Source organism: Acidithiobacillus sp. IBUN Pt1247-S3, assembly GCF_041146875.1.
Classification (GTDB): domain Bacteria; phylum Pseudomonadota; class Gammaproteobacteria; order Acidithiobacillales; family Acidithiobacillaceae; genus Igneacidithiobacillus.
Window position 1 is genome coordinate 220,821 of record NZ_JBFRXP010000001.1, and the last position, 23,041, is coordinate 243,861.

At 55.9% G+C, this 23,041-nt stretch carries 22 protein-coding genes; 4 read left to right on the plus strand and 18 right to left on the minus strand.

Annotated elements, in window-relative coordinates:
• Window positions 1-36: 36 nt before the first annotated feature.
• Complete coding sequence (locus tag AB4090_RS01195; protein WP_369572023.1) at window positions 37-2,613, minus strand: plasma-membrane proton-efflux P-type ATPase; 2,577 nt, start codon at window positions 2,611-2,613, stop codon at window positions 37-39.
• 419 nt (window positions 2,614-3,032) lie between these two features.
• Between AB4090_RS01195 and AB4090_RS01200 the strand changes: the two genes are divergently transcribed.
• Together AB4090_RS01200 and AB4090_RS01205 are read left to right on the plus strand one after the other, a co-directional pair.
• On the plus strand, window positions 3,033-3,323 hold the full coding sequence (locus tag AB4090_RS01200) for a CopG family ribbon-helix-helix protein (RefSeq protein WP_369572024.1): 291 nt from the start codon (window positions 3,033-3,035) through the stop codon (window positions 3,321-3,323).
• On the plus strand, window positions 3,311-3,601 hold the full coding sequence (locus AB4090_RS01205; protein ID WP_369572025.1) for a type II toxin-antitoxin system RelE/ParE family toxin: 291 nt from the start codon (window positions 3,311-3,313) through the stop codon (window positions 3,599-3,601). The genes AB4090_RS01200 and AB4090_RS01205 overlap by 13 nt, the downstream gene beginning before the upstream one ends.
• A 161-nt stretch (window positions 3,602-3,762) precedes the next feature.
• Here AB4090_RS01205 and gpmI read toward each other — a convergent pair whose 3' ends face one another.
• The 7 genes from gpmI to dapC are packed head-to-tail and all read right to left on the minus strand — an operon-like array spanning window position 3,763 to window position 12,551.
• Window positions 3,763-5,283, minus strand: a complete 1,521-nt coding sequence (gene gpmI, locus AB4090_RS01210) for a 2,3-bisphosphoglycerate-independent phosphoglycerate mutase (protein WP_369572026.1) — start codon at window positions 5,281-5,283, stop codon at window positions 3,763-3,765.
• A 30-nt stretch (window positions 5,284-5,313) separates the two neighbouring features.
• Window positions 5,314-7,713, minus strand: a complete 2,400-nt coding sequence (gene ppsA, locus AB4090_RS01215; RefSeq protein ID WP_369572167.1) for a phosphoenolpyruvate synthase — start codon at window positions 7,711-7,713, stop codon at window positions 5,314-5,316.
• A 53-nt stretch (window positions 7,714-7,766) separates the two neighbouring features.
• The gene (locus AB4090_RS01220) at window positions 7,767-8,726 is read right to left on the minus strand and encodes a sulfotransferase (RefSeq protein ID WP_369572027.1); all 960 of its coding nucleotides are present in this window, start codon (window positions 8,724-8,726) and stop codon (window positions 7,767-7,769) included.
• On the minus strand, window positions 8,719-9,393 hold the full coding sequence (locus tag AB4090_RS01225; protein WP_369572028.1) for a hypothetical protein: 675 nt from the start codon (window positions 9,391-9,393) through the stop codon (window positions 8,719-8,721). Before AB4090_RS01225 ends, AB4090_RS01220 begins: the two co-directional genes overlap by 8 nt.
• Window positions 9,394-10,530 carry a succinyl-diaminopimelate desuccinylase gene (gene dapE / locus AB4090_RS01230; RefSeq protein ID WP_369572029.1) on the minus strand — a complete coding sequence of 379 codons (1,137 nt, stop codon included), beginning with the start codon at window positions 10,528-10,530 and terminating at the stop codon, window positions 9,394-9,396.
• Window positions 10,530-11,351, minus strand: a complete 822-nt coding sequence (dapD, locus tag AB4090_RS01235; RefSeq protein WP_369572030.1) for a 2,3,4,5-tetrahydropyridine-2,6-dicarboxylate N-succinyltransferase — start codon at window positions 11,349-11,351, stop codon at window positions 10,530-10,532. The genes dapE and dapD overlap by 1 nt, the downstream gene beginning before the upstream one ends.
• 21 nt (window positions 11,352-11,372) lie before the next feature.
• The gene (dapC, locus tag AB4090_RS01240; protein ID WP_369572031.1) at window positions 11,373-12,551 is read right to left on the minus strand and encodes a succinyldiaminopimelate transaminase; all 1,179 of its coding nucleotides are present in this window, start codon (window positions 12,549-12,551) and stop codon (window positions 11,373-11,375) included.
• A 90-nt stretch (window positions 12,552-12,641) separates the two neighbouring features.
• On the opposite strand from dapC, the gene AB4090_RS01245 reads away from it, so the two are divergent.
• A complete protein-coding gene (locus AB4090_RS01245) occupies window positions 12,642-13,526 on the plus strand; it encodes a DMT family transporter (RefSeq protein WP_369572032.1) in 885 nt (294 codons plus the stop codon).
• On the opposite strand, the gene AB4090_RS01250 is transcribed toward AB4090_RS01245, so the two are convergent.
• The 10 genes from AB4090_RS01250 to AB4090_RS01295 form a co-directional block, all read right to left on the minus strand.
• Window positions 13,506-14,165, minus strand: coding sequence for an HAD family hydrolase (locus tag AB4090_RS01250; protein WP_369572033.1), 660 nt, complete (start codon window positions 14,163-14,165; stop codon window positions 13,506-13,508). The genes AB4090_RS01245 and AB4090_RS01250 overlap by 21 nt on opposite strands.
• A complete protein-coding gene (gene ubiG, locus AB4090_RS01255; protein ID WP_369572034.1) occupies window positions 14,165-14,869 on the minus strand; it encodes a bifunctional 2-polyprenyl-6-hydroxyphenol methylase/3-demethylubiquinol 3-O-methyltransferase UbiG in 705 nt (234 codons plus the stop codon). The genes AB4090_RS01250 and ubiG overlap by 1 nt, the downstream gene beginning before the upstream one ends.
• A complete protein-coding gene (locus AB4090_RS01260; protein WP_369572035.1) occupies window positions 14,869-16,200 on the minus strand; it encodes a TRZ/ATZ family hydrolase in 1,332 nt (443 codons plus the stop codon). Before AB4090_RS01260 ends, ubiG begins: the two co-directional genes overlap by 1 nt.
• A gap of 53 nt (window positions 16,201-16,253) precedes the next feature.
• Window positions 16,254-17,348: a lytic transglycosylase domain-containing protein gene (locus AB4090_RS01265; RefSeq protein WP_369572036.1), complete on the minus strand. Its 1,095-nt coding sequence runs from the start codon at window positions 17,346-17,348 to the stop codon at window positions 16,254-16,256.
• Window positions 17,349-17,439: 91 nt separating this feature from the next.
• Window positions 17,440-18,045: a C40 family peptidase gene (locus AB4090_RS01270; protein WP_369572037.1), complete on the minus strand. Its 606-nt coding sequence runs from the start codon at window positions 18,043-18,045 to the stop codon at window positions 17,440-17,442.
• A 487-nt stretch (window positions 18,046-18,532) separates the two neighbouring features.
• A complete protein-coding gene (locus tag AB4090_RS01275; protein ID WP_369572038.1) occupies window positions 18,533-18,964 on the minus strand; it encodes a hypothetical protein in 432 nt (143 codons plus the stop codon).
• A gap of 34 nt (window positions 18,965-18,998) precedes the next feature.
• A complete protein-coding gene (locus tag AB4090_RS01280; RefSeq protein WP_369572039.1) occupies window positions 18,999-19,469 on the minus strand; it encodes a DUF3293 domain-containing protein in 471 nt (156 codons plus the stop codon).
• Window positions 19,470-19,473: 4 nt separating this feature from the next.
• Window positions 19,474-20,691 carry an MFS transporter gene (locus AB4090_RS01285; RefSeq protein WP_369572040.1) on the minus strand — a complete coding sequence of 406 codons (1,218 nt, stop codon included), beginning with the start codon at window positions 20,689-20,691 and terminating at the stop codon, window positions 19,474-19,476.
• Between the two features lie 46 nt (window positions 20,692-20,737).
• Window positions 20,738-21,223, minus strand: coding sequence for a c-type cytochrome (locus AB4090_RS01290; RefSeq protein ID WP_369572041.1), 486 nt, complete (start codon window positions 21,221-21,223; stop codon window positions 20,738-20,740).
• Between the two features lie 182 nt (window positions 21,224-21,405).
• The gene (locus AB4090_RS01295) at window positions 21,406-21,735 is read right to left on the minus strand and encodes a hypothetical protein (RefSeq protein WP_369572042.1); all 330 of its coding nucleotides are present in this window, start codon (window positions 21,733-21,735) and stop codon (window positions 21,406-21,408) included.
• A 173-nt stretch (window positions 21,736-21,908) separates the two neighbouring features.
• Between AB4090_RS01295 and AB4090_RS01300 the strand changes: the two genes are divergently transcribed.
• On the plus strand, window positions 21,909-23,039 hold the full coding sequence (locus tag AB4090_RS01300) for a fatty acid desaturase (protein WP_369572043.1): 1,131 nt from the start codon (window positions 21,909-21,911) through the stop codon (window positions 23,037-23,039).
• Window positions 23,040-23,041 lie beyond the last annotated feature (2 nt).

A 23,041-nucleotide genomic window follows, 5' to 3' on the forward strand; every position in this document is an offset into this window, starting at 1 on the left:
CCGGGCTCGCCGAGCAGTAAGGCGGCAACCGAGGGCTCATTTATCGTGCTTTCTTGAGGGATGCAGCGGGTTTTGCATTGTCCGTCGTATTGCGGCACCGTCCGCTTCGATCGCGGCAATAGCCGGATGCAGCGAGCGATTCAGGGTGTTGAGAAAGCGAATTTGATGTTGTGCCTGGCGGTCCATCAGCCGATGGATGGCCAGCTTCGCGAAGTCTGCCAAAACCATCCACATGAGGTTGTACACCCAAATGAGGCCGATGGCCGCCCAGGGAATGGCTGGCATTAGCCAGCCGAACGCGACGATGGCGATGCCGACAATCTGGGTGCCAAGAATGGCGATCAGCAGGATGGGCGCAGGATAGGGCGGTTTCCAGAAGGGACCGCGGGTGCGTGTCAAAAAGAGCATCAGGTGCCCGCCGGCAATGAGCTGCAAAAACATCACCGTTTGCAGTTCCCAATTGGACAGATTGAATGCGAAACGGCCAATCAGGTAGAGGACGAGGGTGCCGCCCAAGGCGAGAAGGCCCATCATCGATGCCAGACTCAACACCCGCGCCATCTCCCAATGTACGGGTTTTTTTTGCACTGCCGTGCGGTCCCAGGCGATGCTCATGATGGGGATATCGTCGAGGAGGGAGAGGAGCACCACCATGATCGCCGTGAGCGGATAGGAATTGAAGATGAGCATGGTGAGCACAACAAAGAAGAGGATGTCGAGGGTCATCGCAATGCGATACACCGTATAGCTCATCATCCGCTCGAAGATGCGCCGCGCCTCCTCGACGGCCTTGACGATGACATTCAGTCCTGGGGCGGTGAGGATCAGCGCCGCTGCCGCGCGAGCGGCATCCGTGGCGCCGGAAACGGCAATGCCCACGTCTGCCTGTTTGAGGGCAGGGGCGTCATTTACCCCATCGCCGGTCATGGCGACGATATGACCGCGTTGCTGCAACACCTTGACGATGGCGTATTTGTGCTCGGGAAAGACCTGGGCAAAACCATCGGATTTTTCGATTTCCGCCGCCAGCCCTTCGTCCAGTTGCCCGGTCTCGGCATATTTCGACAAACGCTCGCCGACGGTGAGGATATGGGTACCGAGATGCAGTTGTCCGGCGATTTCGCTGGCGATGGCTTGATGATCACCGGTCACCATCTTCACCTCGATACCATGATTCTGCGCCTCGATGATCGTGTCTTTGGAATCCACCCGCGGCGGATCGAAGAGGGAAAGAATCCCAAGAAATTGCCAAGTCGCCCCGTCATCATCCGAGCGTGCCACACCCAGGGTGCGGAAGCCCTTGGCAGCGAGGTCTTCCACTACTTTTTCCGCCCTGGCGCGCTCGTCGCCCGTAAGCTTGGCCATCTCCATGAGCACCTGGGGGGCGCCCTTGGAGGTACGGAAGCCTTTGCCGTCGGAGCCTTGAATCTGGCCCTCAGTACGCTTGGAGACCGGGTCAAAGGGGATGAATTTATGCTGTTGGAAGCCTTCCAATTGCCGAGTATGATCCTTGAGGCCGGCGAGCACCGCCAGATCGATGGCATCGGCATCCTCCTCGCGCGAGGCGAGGGCGGCAGCCACGATCACTTCCTGTTCCTCTTTGGCCTGAAACAGCACCGTATCCCCTAGGGTGATCTTGTTTTGCGTGAGGGTACCGGTCTTGTCGGAGCAGAGGATATCGACCCCGGCCATCTCCTCGATGGAGGTCAGGCGCGACACGATCGCCTTCATGCGCGACAGAGCCAAGGCCCCCAAGGCCATGGTCACCGACAATACGGCGGGCATGGCGACGGGGATCGAGGCGACGACCACCACCAAGACAAAGGCAAGGAGCTCGAGAAAGGACAGGCCGCGCACCAGCTCGACGACAATCAGGATCGTTGACAGCGCCAAGGCAAGAACAATGAGAAAATTGCCGATATCCAGCACCGCCCTCTGGAAGTGGGAGACGGGCGCTGCCTTTTGCACTAGGCTGGCAGTGCGACCGAAGAAGGTCTTGCTGCCGGTGGCGTAGACCACGGCCAACATCTCTCCTTGTTTGGCAATGGTGCCGGAGTAAGCGAGAGCACCGGCCTTTTTGTTCACCGGCAGAGACTCGCCGGTCAAGGCCGATTGATCGACGGAAAGATAATCGCCAGAGAAGAATTTTACATCGGCCGGCAATACATCCCCCAGGCGCACGCTGATCACGTCACCGGGCACCAGGGTACTCGCGTCAATCTCTTGCCATTGGCCGTCGCGCAGGGCTCGGGCCTTTAGGGCAAGCTGGTTTTTTAGAGCATTGAGGGCGTCGGCAGCACCTTTCTCTTCCCAAAAGCCGATGCCTCCATTTATCAACAGCATGGCGAAGATGACGAAAAAGCTCTTCCAATCGCCATTGATCGCGGAGAGCAGCGCTGCCACCTCAATCATCCACGGGATGGGTGCCCAAAAATAGGAGACGAGGCGCCGCCACAAGGGCATCTCCTTTTCTTCGAGGGCATTACTGCCATACTGTTGCAAGCGCTGCATCGCCTGGTCCGCGCGCAACCCTTTCTCGCTACTTTCCAGTGCCTGGAAGCTCGCCTCCAGCCCCATCTGCTCCCACTCTTGCGGATTGTGTTCTGCCAGCATTCCCCACCTCACTTTTACAGCGTTGCTTTGGCACAAAGATTTGGCACAAAGATATAATGGGATAGATCTATATGATAGAGTAGCACACGCAGAATCGGACCGAATGGCCGACCTATCGCTTCGTCGACGGATGAACTCCGCCTGCCTTGTCATAGCGGCATAGACGCTCTTTTGCTGAAGGATCGACGGTCACGAGCTCCTGCAACCGCGTGCCAAAGGCGCTAAACGCATACCTGCGATTGCATAATGCGTCATCATCTGGATAATCGTCCTCAAGTATCTGATTATATCTCGCGCCTCACAGCGGAATTTGCACAATGACTGCTAGAGGCCTGCTCCGCGAGACAGGAGATGACTGGTATCCGTCGCCAAAGTATGAAAAAGTAATACCTGTTATAACCCAGCAGGAGGCACACATCATGACTGCCGCTATTTCCCGTCCGGTGTCGGTCAAGTTGGATCAGGAAACCCGTGTACGCATGGAGCAGTTGGCGAAAGCTCGGCGCCGGACAACCCACTGGATCATGCGCGAGGCTATCCAGCAATACGTCGAACGGGAGGAAAAGCGCGAAGCGTTCCGACAGGCAACGCTCGAAGCGTGGGAGGATTTCCAGATGACCGGTTTGCACGCGACTGCCGATGAAGTGGACGCATGGCTGGCCAGTTGGGGTACGGACCATGAGTTGCCAGCGCCTGTATGCCACAAGTGAAATATGCTCCAGGAGCCATCCGGGATTTACAACGGCTGCGCGAGTTCTTGCGTCCGCAAAATCCGGCAGCGGCTCGGCGAGCAGGTGAAACCATCCTGCAGTCCGTTCAGATTCTGCGGCATCAACCGCATATTGGCCGACCTGTTGAGGATATGTCTGAGGACTACCGGGAGTGGGTGATCGAATTCGGCGATAGCGGTTATGTAGCGCGTTATCGCATCGACGCAGAGGTGGTCACTATCTTAGCCATCCGCCACCAGAAAGAGGCCGGGTACTGATCCAGAAAAACCACCCAGAATCGGAAGAGGCGCAATATTTGGCTATCTGACTACCTATCTAGCGAGCTTTCGTGCTTATTGCAAAACGTTAGCGGATGACGCAGATCAATCTGGTGATCGATACGGGAGCGAGAGAAATCTGGGCCGACCAAGTACAATTTTTAGAGATGAGAATGCAGAATCACGCTGTGCCCGGTCATTGCCTTGGGTTTCGCTAGTCCTAGCAAATCCAGTACGGTCGGCGCAATGTCGGCGAGACCAGCGCCGATGCCCAGGCGCGCGCCTGGCTCGCCGAGTAGCAAGAAGGGCACAGGATAGACGGTGTGCTGGGTATGGGGTTCGCCACTGACGGGGTCGACCATTTCATCGCAGTTGCCATGATCGGCGGTGAGGATCACGCGATAGCCCTGCGCCAGGGCCGTTTGCACCACACGGTGAAACTGTAAGTCGAGAGTCTCTACCGCATGCAGGATGGCGGGGATCTTGGCGGTATGACCGACCATGTCGCCATTCGCAAAATTCACCAGTACAAAGGCGTAGCGATCTGCCTGAAGAGCGGCAATGATGTGGTCTGCTACCTCCGGCGCACTCATCTCTGGTTGCAAGTCGTAGGTGGCAACGGCGGGGGAGGAGATGATCTCACGCTTTTCGTTGGGAAAAGGTTCTTCCCGTCCGCCATTGAAAAAGTAGGTTACATGGGCGTACTTCTCGGTCTCGGCACAATGGAATTGTGCCAGTCCGGCATCGGCAATGACTTCCGCCAAAACCTGTTGCGGGATTTCCGTGGGAAAGAGCAGCGGCAGTTCGAATTGCTCGTCGTAGGCGGTCATGCAGGTGCTGGGCCGTGCTTTTTCGCCGCCACGATCGAAATTGTGAAAGTCCGGCAGGGCAATCGCAGAGCAGAGTTGCCGCATGCGGTCGGAGCGGAAGTTGAAAAAAAGTACCGGCTCGTCGGCAGCAATGCGTGCCTTCTCTGGATTGCCAATCACGGTCGGCTGGATAAACTCATCACCGCCATCCCGCTTCCAGCCATCGCGCACAGCGCTTTGTGCGTCCTTTGCGCTCTCGCCCTTGCCCAACAACATGGCCTTCCAGGCCTTTTCCGTGCGTTCCCAATGCTGCGCTCGATCCATAGCGTAGTAACGACCGGAGAGGGTGGCAATATATCCCTTGCCGAGCTTCTGGAGCGCATCTTCCAATTGCGTGACGAAACGATTGGCGCTGCGCGGTGGCGTATCCCGCCCATCGCTGATGAAGTGGATGACCGGCTCCATGCCCGCCTGCACCAGCGGTGGCAACAAGCCCAGAAGATGTTCAATGTGCGAATGCACGCCGCCGTCGGAGACCATGCCAAGCAGATGGATGCGTTTACCCTTTTGCAGTATCGCTTCCCAGTTGGTCAGCTTTTCCAAACTACCGTCGGTGATGGCATCGGCAATGCGCAACAGATCCTGTTTGAGAATGCGCCCCGAGCCGAGGGTCAGGTGCCCAACTTCGGAATTGCCAAACTGCCCGTCCGGCAGGCCCACCGCCCGCCCAGAGGCTTGCAGGGCACTGTGCGGATGGCTGGCAAAGTAGTGGTCCAGGTGCGGTGTGCGGGCCTGCGCCCAACCATTGAAGGCGCGATTAGGATTGAGACCAAAGCCATCAAAAATGACCAACAAGACTTTCTTTTCTGGCATCCAGTACTCCTTGCGAGCGACCAGCGTGCATTAACGATGTAAAGATCTCTCCAGCTCCAGCACCTGGCGAGTGGTGGCGAGAATGGTATCCGGGTTGAGACTGATGGAATCGATGCCCAAGCGCACCAGATATTCGGCCATTTCCGGATAGTCCGAGGGAGCCTGGCCACAGAGCCCGGAGTGGATATGATTGCGTTGGCATCCCTCTACCGCTTGCCGAATCAGGACTTTCACCGCCGGATCACGCTCATCGTAATCGAAAGCGACAACGGCGGAGTCACGATCGACCCCCAATGCCAGTTGGGTCAGATCGTTGCTACCGATGGAGAAGCCATCGAAGCGTTTGGCAAACTCATCAATCAATAGCACGTTGCTGGGAACCTCGCACATGGCATAGACCTGCAAACCGTTCTCGCCGCGGCGCAGACCAAACTCTGCCATTTTCGCCAACACCGCATCGGCCTCTTCTACGCGGCGGACAAAGGGCAGCATGACGATGATATTGTCCAGGCCCATTTCTTCGCGCACGCGCCGGATGGCACGGCATTCCAGGCGAAAGCCCTCCTTATAATTGGGGTGGGCATAACGCGAGGCGCCGCGAAAACCGAGCATGGGATTTTCTTCCTGGAGCTCAAAATCGCTACCGCCAATCAGCGCCGCATACTCGTTACTCTTAAAGTCCGAAGTGCGCAGCACTACGGGCCTGGGATAGAACGCCGCAGCAATGGTCCCCACGCCCTCAGACAGCCGCTGCACAAAATATTCTTCCGGGCTGGGGTACTCGGCGGTCCTTTTTTTGATCTCCCGGCGCACCTTGTCATCCGTAATCCGTTCTGGATGCAACAAGGCCAGAGGATGGATTTTGATAGCATTGGCGATGATGAATTCCATGCGCGCGAGCCCCACGCCATCATTGGGCAGGGCCTGCAATTGAAAGGCAAGCTCTGGGTCGCCAAGGTTCATCATGATTTCCGTTTTTGGACGCGCCAAGCCAGAAAGATCGGTTTCCACTATGTCAAAGCGCAAGGCGCCAGCATACACATTGCCCACTTCTCCCTCGGCACAGGAGATGGTCGCCGGCTCCCCGTCGGGGATCTTGCTCATGGCATCTTCCGCCCCGACCACTGCCGGAATCCCCAGCTCGCGGGCAATGATGGCGGCGTGGCAGGTCCGCCCACCGCGCTCGGTGACGATACCTGCGGCTAGCTTCATTATGGGTTCCCAGTCTGGCGTGGTGTTGTCCGCAACCAGGATTTCGCCCGGCTGGAAATAGTGTAACTCCTCCAAAGTAGCGATGTGACGCGCTGGCCCGGTGGCAATTTTGCTACCGACGGCGCGGCCATTGGCAAGTGCCGTTCCCCGCTCGCGCAGATAGAATTCTTGCAATATCTGGCCTTTACGTTGTGATGCCACAGTCTCCGGCCGTGCTTGCACGATGTAGAGCTGCCCGTCTTCGCCGTCCTTGGCCCATTCCATGTCCATGGGCCGATCCTCGCCAATCTGTTTGCTGTAATGCTCTTCAATCTTGATGGCGTAATCGGCGAGGGTGAGGATATCCTCGTCTGCCAGGGAGAAACGCTGCTGTTCTGCTGCCTTGGTGGCGATGTTGCGCACACCGTGGTGCGTACTCCCATTGGCATAGACCATCTTCAGCTTTTTGCTGCCCAGCACCCGCCGCAGAACGGCACGTTTGCCGCGCCGAAAACCGGACTTAAAGACATAGAATTCATCGGGATTCACCGAGCCCTGCACGACGTTTTCCCCTAGCCCGTAAGAAGAGGTGATGAAGATGACGTCGCGAAAGCCCGTTTCCGTATCGAGCGAAAACATGACGCCGCTACTGGCGAGATCGGAGCGCACCATCTTCATGACACCAATCGACAGTGCGACATGGAAATGATCGAAGCCCTCATCCATACGATAGTGGATGGCGCGATCGGTAAAAAGACTGGCAAAACAGCGGCGGCAGGCATCGAGTAGATCGGCTTCGCCACTGATGTTGAGATAGGTATCCTGCTGTCCGGCAAAGCTCGCCGTGGGCAGGTCCTCCGCGGTGGCAGAGGAGCGGATCGCAAGAGAGAGGTTGTCGCCGTATTCCTCGCGCAAGCGCGCGTAGGCGGCAAGGATCTCGTCTTGCAGCTGATCCGGTAACTCCAGACTATAAATCAATTCCCGTGCTGCCTTGCCACGTCGTGCAAGATCTTCTACCTGATGCGGTTGTAAGCCATCTAGGATCTTGTGCAATTTGGGCCAGGCTTGGTGACGATCGAGTAAATCGCGGTAGGCATGCGCAGTAATGGCGAAGCCATTGGGTATCAGTACCCCCAGCGGGCGTAGCGCGCGATACATTTCCCCCAAAGAGGCATTTTTGCCACCCACCAAGGCAAGGTCGCCAATACCGATTTCTGCAAAGAAGCGGATGTATTCCATCTTGGAAATCTCCACAACAGATAAGCTCCTTTGAAGATAGACCCCACTCTTGGCTATCGCAAGTGTGACTCTGTCTGGAGCTGGCATTCCGCCGGATTTGGGGCAGCAGTGTCTGGCCAACTGCGCCGCAGCTCTGGTAGGGGACGTTGCAGCAGAAGTTCAAGACGCTCCACTTCGGGTCGAAACTTATTGATTAACCAGGCCTTAGCGCGTGGATCGATGGCTGGCTTCTGCTCTTCCCGGAGAAAGATATTACGCCAGATATATTCGCCCCAACGCTGCGGGAAAAAGTACTCGCCAACGGTCCGGCTCAAGGGGTTTCCCGCCAATCTGCGCGCCCAATTTCCGCGTGGACGCGCATAATGATTGTGCGCGCGATGGAAATCGATCTCTTGGAAGGGCATGGGAGAAAGCTCCAAAAACGCCGCTAGGTTTTCCAAGACTTGTAGAGGTCTACGTGTAAGATCCTCTAATAGCAGAACTGCGACGTGCTCGCGAGTAAAGAGAGAAAAATAGCGCTGAATTTGATCATGATATAGGCCTAGCTCAACATATAACTGCGATACCCCCCAGCCTTTATCCGCGCGCATCCAATCGCGCTGTAGAGCGCTGAAAAAGTCGAGATCAGTGACCCCTTCATTAAAATCCATAAGGTACTGAGCATAGGCACGTTGCACCGGATCGCGCAAGATAATGATAATTTTGGCTTGCGGGCTCCGCTGCGCAATTTCCCGCGCCGCAATCTCCGACCAAAGGTAAGATGGGCTGGCGTCGCCCAGATATTGCACTTTGTCCACACCTTGGTATAGCCGCAGATAGTTATCTTCCGAATCAATATAACGGATACAATGACGTTGCTCTGGCGCAGGCTGTGGATGGGTAAAAAAATGCGGCTCCTTCAATTCCGGAAAGTAAATTTCCGGATGCTGTTTGAGATATGCCCACAGGGAGGTGGTTCCGCTTTTTACCGCACCTACCACAAATAAGTTAGGCCATTTTTCTATCTTAGTCATTTTCTATCGCATGAAAAGAAAAGCCTGCATGACGCAAGGTTTGCGCCAATATGCTCGGAGAGAGAGTGCTGGGTAGAGGGCCAAGCCGAAGCCGGTAGGCCCAATTTCCTTGGTCCAATCCAGGCACAATCTGCAACTTGGCAATGCCCGCACGCCTAGCATCTTGCCAGGCGGCCTCAGCAGTGCGAGTGCTGGGGTAACCTGAAGACCAAAGAAAATGCTCCTCAACCACCTGCGCAGCTATGTCTGGAGCCGATGCATTAAGAGTGGCCACTGCCAGATCACTGACCTCTACCGGCGTTGTCGCCGTAATCCCCAGTGTCTGCGCTGCGCCGGTGTTCAACTGCAGCAGCCCAAAACTATCCGCTGGGCTTTTACGGTCGATCAGCAGCACCACACTGCGATGGTTGGTCAGATTCTCAACGCGCGCGCAGGAAGGTGAGGGCAGGACGCTGCTGGCAGCCGTAAGTTGATCTGAAGAACTTAGTTGCATTCCTGATCCATCATCCTGCCAGGCGAGCCAGGTAGCCATGCCCCGTTGCGGAAGTTGCTTGGCCGTCGCAATCTGAGCCAACTGGCAATCACTCTGTAAAACTGGAGTTGCCCCCGCTATGGCAAAGGGAGTAAAGAGCAGGAGCACAGCGGCAAGGTAGCGCGGCAGGAGCACTTATGCAGCTCCCTTGGCAAACAGAGCACGCAGAGTCCCCAGATAAATCTGCGGTAGCCGTTCCAGATCCGTTAGTTCAACCTGCTCGTTAATCTTGTGGATGGTGGCATTTCTCGGTCCCAGTTCGACCACTTCACCACCCAACTGGGCGATGAAGCGACCGTCGGAAGTTCCTCCACCCGTAGAAAGCCGAGCCGGGCATCCCATAATTTGCGTGATGCCATCCTGTACGGCATCCAGCAGTTTACCCGGCGCGGTGTAGAACGGCGGCCCCGAGAACTGCCAGTCCAGCTCATAACGTAAATGCTGGCGGTCGAGAATTGCCCGCACTGCGGCCTGTAAGCCCTCCACCGTGGAGGCAGGTGAAAAGCGAAAATTGAACTGTAGCTCCAGTACCCCGGGGATGACGTTGGTAGCACCGGTACCGGCATGGATATTGGAAATCTGCAAGCGCGTGGGGGGAAAATCCGGGCTGCCGTCATCCCAGTTGCGTTCCACCAGCTCGTTCAACGCAGGCAGGGCGCGATGGATGGGATTCTCCGCCTTTTCCGGATAGGCGACATGGCCCTGCACGCCGAGGATGCGCAACTGCGCATTTAGTGAACCACGGCGCCCATTTTTAACGACGTCTGCCAAAGTATCCTCGGAGGACGGCTCGCCCACCAGACAATAGTCGATACGCTCGCCGCGGGCACGCAGTTGCTCTACCACATGGCGAGTGCCATGGGTTGCGACGCCTTCTTCGTCGGAGGTGATCAGAAAGGCGATGCGCCCCGGATGCTCCGGCGACTCCTGCAAAAAATCCTCGGTCGCCACCAGCATCGCCGCCAAGCTGCCTTTCATGTCGGCAGCACCACGGCCATAGAGACTCCCGTCGCGAATTGTGGGCATAAATGGATTGCTGTGCCAGGCATCCAGCGGACCCGTTGGCACCACATCGGTATGACCCGCAAAGCAGAAAATTGGGCCGTCCGTACCATGCATGGCCCAAAAATTTTCTACGCCACCGGCTGGCATGCGTTCAATCGCAAATCCGAGTTTTTCCAGTCGCGCTATCATCCAGTCCTGACAGCCGGCATCTTCAGGCGTCACGGAGCTGCGCGCGATCAGCTCCTTGCTGTAGTCGAGAACGCGCATCAGAGATCGCGCAGAATTTCGTTGATGCCGACCTTGCTCAGGGTCTTGGCATCGACCTTTTTGACGATAACGGCACAGTAGAGACTGTAGCTACCATCCTTGGATGGCAGGTTGCCGGACACGACTACCGAACCGGCAGGAACGCGGCCATAGCTGATCTCACCGGTGCTGCGGTCGAAGATACGGGTGCTGGAACCCAAGAATACCCCCATGGAAATGACTGAGCCTGCCTCGACAATCACCCCTTCCACGACCTCGGAGCGGGCACCGATGAAGCAATTGTCTTCGATAATGGTCGGGTTTGCCTGCAGCGGCTCCAGCACCCCACCAATGCCGACGCCTCCAGAGAGATGCACGTTCTTGCCAATCTGCGCGCAGGAACCCACCGTGGCCCAGGTATCGACCATCGTGCCCTCGTCTACATGCGCACCAATGTTGACGAAGGAGGGCATGAGCACGCAGTTACGACCGATAAAAGCGCCTTTGCGCACGGTAGCGGGTGGCACCACGCGAAAGCCACCGGTGCGGAAATCATTGCTGTTGTAGTCGCTGAACTTACCCGGCACCTTGTCGTAAAACTGGGTTTCGCCGCCGTTCATGCGAAAGTTGTCATGCAAGCGAAAGGAGAGCAGGACAGCCTTCTTGATCCACTGGTGCGTATGCCATGCGCCATCGACCTTTTCCGCAACGCGCAGCACGCCCTTGTCCAGCCCCTCGATGACTTGCTGAACCGCCTCGCGCAGCTCCACCGGTGCCTGTTTAGGGGAGATTTCGGCGCGTTGTTCCCAAGCCGTGTCGATAATGTCTTGTAATGCAGTCACGAGAGAGATTCCTATGCTGAGTTAAGAGGAGGTTTGGAGAAATTGACGGATACGCGCCAAGCCCTCGCGGCAGGTGTCCAACTCACCGACCAGGGCAATGCGGACCCGATCCGCACCGGGGTGCGTGCCGTGTGCTGTGCGCGCCAGATAGGTGCCTGGCAGACAGCGTACGTGTTGTGCTGCGTAGAGATCACGGGTAAAGGCCTCGCCATCGCCCACCTGCAACCAGAGATAAAAACCACCGTCCGGTCGTTCGATCGGAAGGAGGTCACCGAGGATTTCTGCCGCCGCGGAAAATTTTTCGGCATAGTCCTGGCGCATGGCGATGACGTGTTTTTCGTCGGCCCAGGCCGCTGCCGATGCTGCCTGAATAAAAGGTGGCATGGCATTGCCCAGGTAGGTGCGATAGAGGCGGAAGGCCGCCAGCAAATCAGCATCGCCGATAATGAAGCCACTACGCGCACCGGGGATGCTGGAGCGCTTGGAAAGGCTATGAAATGCCAGCACCTTGTCCAGCGAGCCGCTGCGCGCCGCTGCGCTCAATACGCCAGCCGGAGCCTCGTCGAAATAGATTTCGCTGTAGCATTCATCCGCCGCCAAAATGAAATCGTACTGCCGCGCCTTGGCAATCAGAAAATCCCAATCCTCGACGCGCAGGGCGGCACCAGTGGGGTTATGCGGGCTATTCACATAAAGTAGAGCGCAGCGCTGCCATATCTTTGGCTCGACAGCCCGGTAATCTGGCTGACCACTGCTGCCGCAATTCAGATAAAAAGGAGTCGCCCCCGCGAGCAGCGCAGCCCCCTCGTAGATCTGATAAAAGGGGTTAGGCTGTAAAATTAAATCCTTGCCAGAGCTGCTATCGAACAGCGCCTGCGCGACGCTGAACAGGGCCTCTCGACTGCCGTTGGCGGGGAGCACATGGTGTTCTGGGTGCAGGAAGTCTTCGGGGAGCGAGAAACGTTTCGTGGCCCAAGCAATGATTGTCTTACGCAATGTTTCCGAACCGAGAATTTTGGGGTACTCGGCCAAGCCATGCAGGTGCTCGATGATGCTCTCCACTACGAAGGCAGGCGCTGGATGCCGCGGCTCACCAATGGAAAAATCGATCAATTGCAGGTCTGGCGGGGTGGTGCCAGCCAGTAGATCGCGCAGGCGTTCAAAGGGGTAGGCCTGCAGTGACGTCAGTCGTGGGTTCATTCTACAATCGCCTCCCCATCAATACGTCACGGGTTCTGAGTGAACAAATTTCATCCGCAAAATTTTGGGCTAAGCGGGCAGCGCTGACAAGTGCCAAATCATTCCCCATCAAGCACCGGCCAGCTTATACCGATTCTGAGCCTGGTTTTGGGAGCGGCCCTCTGGGGTACCTATTGGTGGCCTTTGCATTTTTTTACAGCGCAAGGCTTTGGCGGGCCGTGGTTGATTGCTGTTACCTATCTGCTCCTGGCGGCGGGCGGGAGCCTTTTGGCCTACTGGCGTCGTGCCTGGAAAATCAACCGCAGAGACTGGCGCAGCCTTGCTTTGCTGGCCTTGTTTGGCGGCTGGACCAATGTGGCTTTCATGCTGGCCCTGTTTCACGGTCAAGTGGTCATCGTTCTGCTGCTTTTTTATCTTTCGCCGGTCTGGGCAGTGATACTCGCCCGTGTCTTTCTTAAAGAATCTATCGGCTGGCGCGGCAGCCTGGCCGTGCTGCTCGCGGTGTCTGGCACAGTATTGGTCGTGTTGCAGGGGCAATTGAATCTCGGGTCGGCCGGACTGCTGACGCTGTTTTTCGCCATCAGTAGCGGTTTTGCTTTTGCCTTGAGCAACGTCGTCATGCGCGGCGCGCGCGCCATGTCGGACCTGATGCGCGCGGTGGCTATCTGGTGGGGTTGCGCCATCATCGGCCTCATCTTTGCGCTCAACGAGGCGTGGCCGCATGCAGCGCACTGGCCAGTGCTCTTTATCCCACTCTTTGCCTGGTTTTGGGTCGGCTTTGCCACCGCCAGCACGATCTATGGCGTGAGCCGCCTGCCCATTCGCATTTCGGCGGTGATCATGCCAATTGAGGTCATTGTCGGTGCAGTTTCTGCGTGGATTTGGGCAAATGAGGCGATGACCATCATAGAAATCGTCGGTGCCGGACTGATACTCTCCGCCTCGTTTGTGCAGCTAGCTCGTCAGCAGGCGTAAGCGTAACTCCTGTGGTTCTCTGAGTACCGTATCGGCGCCCCACGCATCCACGGGGTCAGATTCCTGCCAGTAGCCCCAGCGAGCGGCCCAAGCGGTACAACCTGCGGCATGCGCCGCCTCGATATCGCGGCGATCATCTCCTAAAAGCAGGGCATATTCCGCAGCAATGCCCAGATGGTCCAGAGCAAATCGCACGGGCAAGGGCGAGGGCTTGGGTTCTGCCGTGGTATCACCGCCGACCAGGACCGCTGGGGAATAGGGCAGGGCAAGTACGGCAAGCAACTCTCGTGTTAATTCTTCACTTTTATTGGTGACAATCGCCCAAGGAATCCGTTTGTATTGCAATATCTCGAGAATTTCTAAGATTCCCGGAAACAAGGGGCTGTTTCGGTGTGTTCGCGCGCGGTACAAACGCAGAAAATCGAACCGCATCTGTGCATATTCAGGGTCGTTCGGCGCAACGCCAAAAGCCGCCCCCAACAGACCCGGTGCACCGTGGGAGGCCATTTTGCGCAGATTGGAAAATGTCGGGACCGCTAAATTGCGCTCGCGCGCGAGGTCTTGCACCGCTCCGGCCAGGTCTGGCGCGGTATCCACCAGCGTACCGTCCAGATCAAAAAGCAGGGCCTGCCAGCGCATTATATTGGTTTCTGGCAATGGCAAAGGTAGTTGACGCTCACGTCGCCCGCCAGGCGCGCGGTACGGCGCCAGGGATCGTAATGCATGCCTTGTAAATCGCGCAGGCGCAAACCGCTCTCGCGGATCATGTCGAGCAACTCACTGGGGCGCAGAAATTTCTCGTAATCGTGTGTACCGCGCGGCAACAAACCTAACAAATATTCAGCTCCAACAATGGCATAGAGATAGCTCTTCGGGTTGCGGTTGAGCGTAGAGAGAAAAACGTCGCCACCAGGTTTCACGAGCTTCGCGCAGGAGGCGATAATTGCTGCCGGATCAGGCACATGCTCCAACATCTCCATGCAGGTTACGACATCGTAGCTTTCCGGTTCTGCGGTCGCGAGATCTTCGACAGCAATCACCTGGTACTGTATGTCCACGCATTGCTCCTGCGCATGTTGCTGGCCTGCTTGAATTGCCTCTGCAGCCAAATCGATGCCGAGCACCTTGGCTCCTTGCCGAGCCATAGATTCGCTCAAGATTCCCGCACCGCAACCAACGTCCAAAACTCGCTTGCCGCGCAATCCCTCAGGTACTTTCTCTGCGATATATTGCAGACGTACCGGGTTGATTTCATGCAAGGTATGCAGAGGTCCTTGCGCGTCCCACCAAGTATTCGCAAAAGACTGGAACTTATCTATTTCCGTCTGATCCAGGTTACTCATTACAATCTCTCCCGCGCTATGCGCTGTGCCCAATCCTGCGCCTCTCGGGCGAGTTCAGCATCATCCCATTCCAGCGCCTGCCCATCGCGTATTTTTTGTGCGCCCGCTACCCACACCGCACGAATCTGATCGCGACTGGCGCAATACACCAGCTGCGAGATGGGGTCATAGATCGGACTGGTGGCGGGATAATCGAGGCTAACGGCAATACAGTCGGCGGTTTTGCCGACCTCCAAACTGCCGATCTCATCATCCCAGCCCAAGGCCTTTGCCCCGCCTAAAGTCGCCATATATAGGGCCTGCTCGGCGGGCAGGGCGGTTGGGTCGCCATCCCGCCCCTTCGCTAATAGCGCTGCAGTGCGCAACTCACCGAGCATGTCGAGGTCGTTGTTGCTGGCGGCACCATCCGTACCGAGGCCAACCCCCTGGCCCTGCGCGAGCAGGGTAGCGATGGGGGCAATCCCGGAGCCCAGTTTGAGATTGGATTCCGGGCAGTGGGCAATGTGCAATCCCGTTTCCTTGCAAATGGCTAAGTCATCGGCATCCAGTTGCGTCATGTGGACGGCAAGAAAGCGCTCGTCCAAGAGACCCAGATCATACAAGCGACGCAGCGGGCGGCGATCGTCGCGCGCCAGGGCATCGCGTACTTCCCCGGCGGTCTCATGCACATGCATATGCAGGAATGTACCGGTTTCCCGTGCCAAGGCGGCGGCATCTCTTAGTGGCCCATCGCTCACCGTATAGGGAGCATGGGGCGCAACGCTATGGCGTAGCAGGGCAGGCCTGCCCAGGGTGCTGATGTGACTCGCGGCCAAGCGCAAGGCATCTTCTGCGTTACGGGTGTAGGTGGTAGAGAAATCAATAATCACATGACCGAGGAGCATGCGCATACCCAGTTCCTGCGCGACTTCCGCTGCCTCTTGTGGGAAGAAATACATGTCGTTGAAGCAGGTCGTGCCGCTGCGCAGCATTTCCGCGATCGCCAAGCGTGTACCTGTACGCACGAAATCCGGGGCAACGAAACGTCCCTCTGCTGGCCAGATATGTTCCTGCAACCAGACCATCAAGGGCAGGTCATCTGCCAGCCCGCGCAGCAGCGTCATGGCCGCGTGAGTGTGCGTATTCACAAAACCCGGCAACAGGATCTGGCCGGCGAGGGTGATACACCGCGCTTGCGGATAGCGCTCCCGTAGGACATGGTGGCTATCGGATGCCAGGATTCGACCACCCTGAACAGCTACCCCGTGGGCTGGGAATGCCCCTCTGGGTATGATCGGTACCAGCCAGTCTGGCAGGAGCAATTCTACATCGGAATGCGTTTTCTGCGTCAAGGAACACCCCAGAATCTGATTTTTTTGGAGTGTATCACTTGCCGCCAGAACTCTCAGCCTAGCTGTGCCCGCAACGCCTGAGCATAGGCCCAGACCGTGGCGGAATATTTTATGCTCGGGTTATAGCCCATGATGGCGTAAAAATTGGGGTAGGCGATAAAAAAGCGTTCGCCATGCTCGGTGGCGAGCTGGAGAATTCCTACGCGAGTATTTCCGGGCATAGCCATCGCTCCCTGCGGTTGGATGCCTGCGCGCTGGATCTCGCGCAGAGTATAGCGACCATGTAGCAGCTGCGCTGCCTGTGCAGGAACACTGACCGTCGCTTCGCACAGTACCGGTTGCCCTGGTTGCCAGCCGTGGGCAAGAAAAAACCTGGAGGTAGAGGCAAGCACATCCGGCACTGAGCGCCAGAGATCTGGCAATCCATCACCGGGAGGATCGTTCCAGACGGTTCCATATTTCAGATAGCTGCTGGCGAGAAACTGTGACATCCCCATAGCGCCAGCTTCTGAGCCACGCAACGATGACAATGGCTGACCCAACTGATGTGCCAAGCGGATGGTCTCTGCTGTTTGATATAAAAAGAAAGAACGACGGGCTGGCACCCCCAAAGCAAGCGACAAATTCGCGTCCAGCACGGGGAAATTACCCTGAAAGGTACCAAAGCCTGTCTCAATATTCAGAATCCCCATGAGAATTTCAGGGGAAACGCCATATTTATTAGCTACTTGTTTGATAATGTTCTGGTTTGCTCGCCAAAATGCCACGCCTCGCTGCAAGCGGTCCGACCGCACGAAGCGATTCCGATAACGCCACCAGGGATAGGGTCGCACCGGACCTGGAGACGGGGGGGGCGGGGTCATCAAAGCGAGCGCCCGTTCGCTGAAGCGTGCATTATAGATCGCCGGCAAGACCCATTGTTCGGGCAAGTGATATTTAGTTTGCAAGGTGCAGGCAAAGTCCCGTAGCTGCTCTTGGTACCCTTGCGGAAATCCTGGAAAGAAGAGATTTTGCGAGCAATCTACTTGCGGATTAGGTGCAACGTGCGTCGCAGCATTCGGCATGGCTTGCGTCACTGATGCCGGCTGAGGCACGATCACTGGTGCTGCTTGTTGCTGAAAAATTTGATTGCTTGCACCAATAGGCACCTGATTTGCACAGGCTCCTAATAAAAGGGTCAAGCCGCCGACAACTGCGCCAGTAAGCGCTATCCGTAAAGGGTTCCGATGGTTTTGGCTGTTATTGGTTGAGTACATGATCATCCAGAGATTGCATGGCGAGGAGTTCTGGCGGCATGGGGCGCCTTATTCCGTCCAAACGTTGCGCCCAGTAAGGGTTGTGCAAGCTTTGTACGGTAATACCTGCGTGCCGATTGAGGGCGCTGACGAATTGGTCGCCGCCGATATAGATCCCGACATGGGTATAGGGTGCGCCCATGGTATCGAAGAAAACCAAGTCCCCCTTACGAATGCGGGAGAAGGAGACCGCTGGAAGGGCCAACGCTTGTGCCCGAGCAGTGCGGGGTACCGTAACCCCGGCTTCATTTAACACGTATTGGATCAACCCGCTGCAATCAAAGCCATGATGCCGACTTTCGCCGCCCCAAACATAAGGTTTGCCGATTTGTGCGATGGCGTTGACTAACACAGCATCCAAAACCGTCGCCTCGCGATGTGAGTCATAGTAGGAATAGTTGCTTCGCGGAATCGTTGTTGGAGCAGTGGCTGTCGACTGCCAGCCGCCGCTGGATTCATATTCTGCACAACCAGTTAGAACAATTGTAGAGAGCGTCAGAAACAAGCCCAGGTATCGGGCATAATTGGCAACGTCTTTGTAACTACGCATGCATTCATCCCGTTATTTTGTCGGATCTTTGGTTGGTTATAGAACAAAAAAATTCTCTTGGCAAGCTAGCTAGTAACAGAAAACGCTATAGATTACTGCTCATATCATAGGTGAGCAGTATCTTGGTTGAATTTGTGTTAAAGCTATTATTTTACTGCAAGAATGCTTTGCTCTTGTAGCTGAAAAAAGTATCGCTGATACGATGAGATTGCGCAACATCTTAGTCTTCCACTATCGCATGACCTTGCGCATCCACATGCTCACTTAAGGTTCAGCAATAGCTCGGAAACTTGTGCCCGGCGCGCGTCGACTGGGCGCGACGGACAGATCAGCGAGGGTTAGCGCCATGAATCGTATTGAGGGAGAAGAGAGCGCGAGAGGAGGTCTGCTAGAATCCAGTATTCTTCACAATGTATAAGATTTAACATAATATCTATTATGCGACATTGCATGCTGCTGCTGAACACCGGGTCTCTGACATTTCTTCTCAACCAGCCTTACGTTCCGTTTCGCTTGGAGGTCCTGCGTGATTCTGCCTACACATGACACAAGTAGCGCAAAAACTGCTGCGCGAGTCATTGGACAATAGGCATAGCGGAAGAACCTCCAGTCTTTCGCTATCTCGGTACTCTTCTGGAAACACACAAAGTTGCTGCTTGATGACAAAGTTCAAGTAGTGCTCGACGGTCCCTGGCGACAGGTCCGCTACCTCCCGCACCCGTGCTTCCAACCACTGCTTGGCCTTATCATTCCCTGCGTGCTGCTCCGCGAGACGTTGAAACAGATCAATGCCCAGGGATATGGATAAGGCTGGGCCGCCAGACTCTGCGCGGTACTCCAGAAACACGCGAGATTTCCCAGCATCTAGCGCGGCATGAACCGTCGCCTCCTCTAGTCGATGTAACAAAGATCGTTCCATGACCCAACCCCGCTCGTCTTACCTAGCTTATTTTTTAAGTGTAGCACCAAATGAGCCGAACGTGCCGCCCATCCAGAAACAGAAATGCCTTTTGATCCATAGTCATAGATATCCGGGCCGCAAGCTCTAGCGGAAGCTCTGGTACCCAGTAATGTCTCTCCCACCAGGTATCCTTCCCACCCCACATGCCGCGCCAGCGTTGGCCACGCAAGAGACGCAGCAAACGCCGATCACGTTTGCGATTGGTGTACTCTGAGTGCCGATACGAGCCCGGATTCCATGCACTCAAAACTGCCCCGCGTCGGCGCGTCGGGGCATCAATCGCGAACCTGGTGTTCGAGTGTTCTATTATATAACAGGATGTTATATAAATATGTTGTAGTTCTCGTGGTGGTAGAGTTTGACGGCCAGCATAGCGGGTAAAATGCGGGGATAAAGACTTTTTTCGCCGCGCAAAGGTTCTCGCAGACCTTGAACATTTCAGGAGGAAATTACGATATATCAATTAATTATGCCGGAACCTCCGTCTTCTCATAACGCTTTCGTTCCTGCTGAAAGAGTCCAGACGGCATGAAAAATGCCAAGAATAGGCTGGGAATCGCTGCTGCAAAACTCAGCAAGAAAAAGTGAAAATAGCCAAAATCGCGAACCAAGAAACCGCTATAACTTCCAGCGATGGTTGCCGCCAAAGACATCAATGCTGAACCAATTGCAAAATGTGTGGCCTCAAAGCCTTTCTGACAGCGTTGCATGAGAAAGACCATCAGCACCGCCGTACCCAAACCACCGGCAAATTGCTCAAAAGCCGCGACTGCCGCCACCGAATAAACATCAGGTCTAGCCCAGGCAAGCCATGCATAGGCAAGAATGGCGAACGATTGGATAAAGGTCAGGGCAAAAATACTACGCTGCAAACTCCAACGCGCGATGATCAAGCCACCGAGGATGGATCCACCAATCCCGGTGATGGTTCCCACGGCACCCGTCAGCACCCCACGCGCCACCAAACCATAGCCCAGGCTATGCAAAAACGGCGTAACCATGGCAAAGAGAAAGGCATCGCCAGCGCGAAACAACAGGATAAACACTAAGGCCCAGGTAACGTTCGGTTGCGCAAGGTAGCTGCGCACGGAACTGGCGACCTGCGCCCATCTTTCCCCTTTGGCCGCTGTATTCTTTGCCGGCGTGGGCATCACGGCACGATGCCAGAAAGCTAATCCAAGCAACATTAGTGCTGCCAAAGCGAAGCAGGCAAACCAGGAGACCCAGCCCGCGATGATTACCAGCACGCCATTACCGACCAACATGGCCACGCGGTAGGCAGCGACACGTAGACCGGAATAGCCGGCCTGTTCACTTTCCGGCAAGGTTTGAATGTAAAAGCCGTCTACCGACATGTCGTGGGTTGCCGACATCACGGCCATCAGCGCAAATATTTTGAAGGCGAGAGCCAAGTTCATGGTCTGCGCAGGCCAGATGAGCAGCATGGCTACGCCGGCCAGGATCAGCTCCATAACGAAAATCCAGCGCTTTTTGTTGCCGAAGAGGTCGATCAGCGGGCTCCAGAACAACTTGAAGTTCCAGGGCAACCCAAGCAGGGAGAGTAAGCCGATTACGGGGGTACCTGCTCCGGCTGCCGTGAAGAACTGCACGGATACCTGCTGTACTAGGGAGAAGGGCAATCCCTCGGCATAATAACTACTGGCTATCCAGAATACTTTTCGCATAAAAAACCCCGCATGAAGCGGGGTTTGTATCATAAAACCTGCTTCCTTATGAAGCCTTGGGCGGGGCAATGGGCTTCTGCGCCAAAACCCAAGAGGCCAACTCCTTGGCTTGCGCTGGTGTGACGCTTTGCGCTGGCATGGGCATACCGCCCCACACACCACTGATACCATGTTCAATCGCATCAGCCAGCTTCCCTTCGGCCTTGGGATTGCCCTTGTACTTATAAGCAACCCAAGCGAAGGCCGGTCCAACTACCTTGGCATCGACCTGATGGCAGGCAAAGCAACCCTTGGCTTCGGCCAGAGATTTTGCTTTCGCCATCTGGTCCGTGCTCATGGCGACCGGTACCAGATGAGCCGCGACCGATGGAGTATATGCCGCCGGTGAAGTGGTGGCCGCACTATCACTACTCGCAGCTGCGCCAGAGTCACTTGCTGCGGCGCTGTCATTAGTGCTGGATGACGACGCCGTAGCACTGCTGTTGTCGTTTCCTTTACCACACGCAGCTGCTAAGCCAACGATGCTCAACATCAGTATCGTACGAGCCAAAGGATGTATACGCTTCCCTTCAGTAAACATTCAGAAACCTCCCTTTATTCGTTTCCGTTGGACCTTTCTCGCCCAAAATTCTGTCATTTGCAGGAAGGATAAAACAAAACAGGCCAATCGAAAAGAATCGATCGGCCCGCTACGCATAGCGACCTTGACGGTGATCAGTCGGTGGACGTACTGGAACTGTCGCTGCTATCCCCGGCAGTGTTATCTGCAGAAGAGTCACTCGTTCCAGACTGCGTGGCGTCTGTGGCATTGCTGGAACTCGACGCCGTAGTATCCGAACCACTGCTTGCAGCCGACTCGGTAGCAGAGGCGGCTTCACTGGGCGCGCTGGTGTTGGAACTGACAGCAGCAGAAGATTCTGTAGTGGCGCTGGAAGTGGCAGCGGCAGTGCTGCTCTCTTCTTTCTTCGCGCAGGCGCTGGCCAATGCAATCACGCCAGCAAGTAGGACCAAACGGGCAACGGGCTTGATTTTACCGATATCCATGTTCACATTCTCCCTGAATTGAGTGAGGACGGCATCCCCGCTCCGGAATCTAGCACCATCATCTCCAAGCCTGCAAGTGAGATTGATAGGCGATTGCGAAGCGTCCATAGCTTGTGCCGTATCTAAAAATAAGATACAAATATATTATTACATTATGCGGCGAGGAGTTTGCCATGCTTCAAAAATCTCTTCACAAGGATTTGGCGCAGTTGCGCCCGGTCCGATTGCAGGAACTACGGGCGGCGATTCGGCCCGAGCGCTACCAGCAATCCATCGCCCGAGCGCTCTTTGCCTACGCCTTCGATGCGCTACTCTACCTTGCGGCCATCGCTGGCACTTTTCTCGCTCCTTACTGGTGGCTGAAATTACTCTTCGGTTTGCTCGCAGGCTCTGCTGTCGCCTTCATGTTCGTCTGGGCACACGATGCTGCCCATGGCGCCCTGTTTCGCAGCCAGAGGCTTTCCCGTTGGCTGGGGACGATCTTCATGCTGCCCTCTTTCAATATGTACCGGCTCTGGGCCTTTGGCCACAACCGCGTGCACCACGGTTTTACCAGCCTGAGCTCTGTCGACTGGATCTGGCGGCCGTGGACGCCTGCCGAGTACCGCAAGAGTTCCTGGTTGCGCCGCCTAGTGTACCGGCTGGAGCGTACTCCTTATGCCTGTGCTCTGCACTATATCCTGCGTGTTTGGTGGCCGGGAATGCTGCGCTTTCGCGGCGAGGGGAAAAATCGTGCGGCATTTCGCAATGACAAGCTCATTACTCTGGTCTTTTTTGTGGGATTTTCTGCTTTCGCCTGGTGGATAGGCGGGATTTGGACTTGGGTGACAGCGGTCGTTGTGCCCTTTCTGGTCTTCAACTACTACATCGCGCTGTTTGTATTTCTGCACCATACCCATCCCGATCTACCCTTCTTCGCCGACAAGGAGGACTGGTCACCAGCCGTGGGACAGCTATATTGCAGCACCATTGTGCGTTGCTCGCGTATCAGTGAAATGTTGATCCACAACATCCTCATCCATACCCCGCACCATGTTGATGCCCGAATTCCTTTTTATCACCTGAAGGGTGCCTATGCCGACCTGCGTGAGCAGTACGGACAGTATATTCACGAAATGCGCTTCAGTTTTCTTGGCGTATGGCGGATCTTCCGGGAGTGTCAGCTTTACGATTATGAGCAGCATCGCTGGTTGCGTTTCCGGCAATCGCGTTCCTGGCTCGCAGCACAGGAGCAAAATGGATTGTTGACCCGGGTAATGGATGCAGCGCCAGTGGTTGGCAGGCACGGCGCTGCACAAGGTTGAAC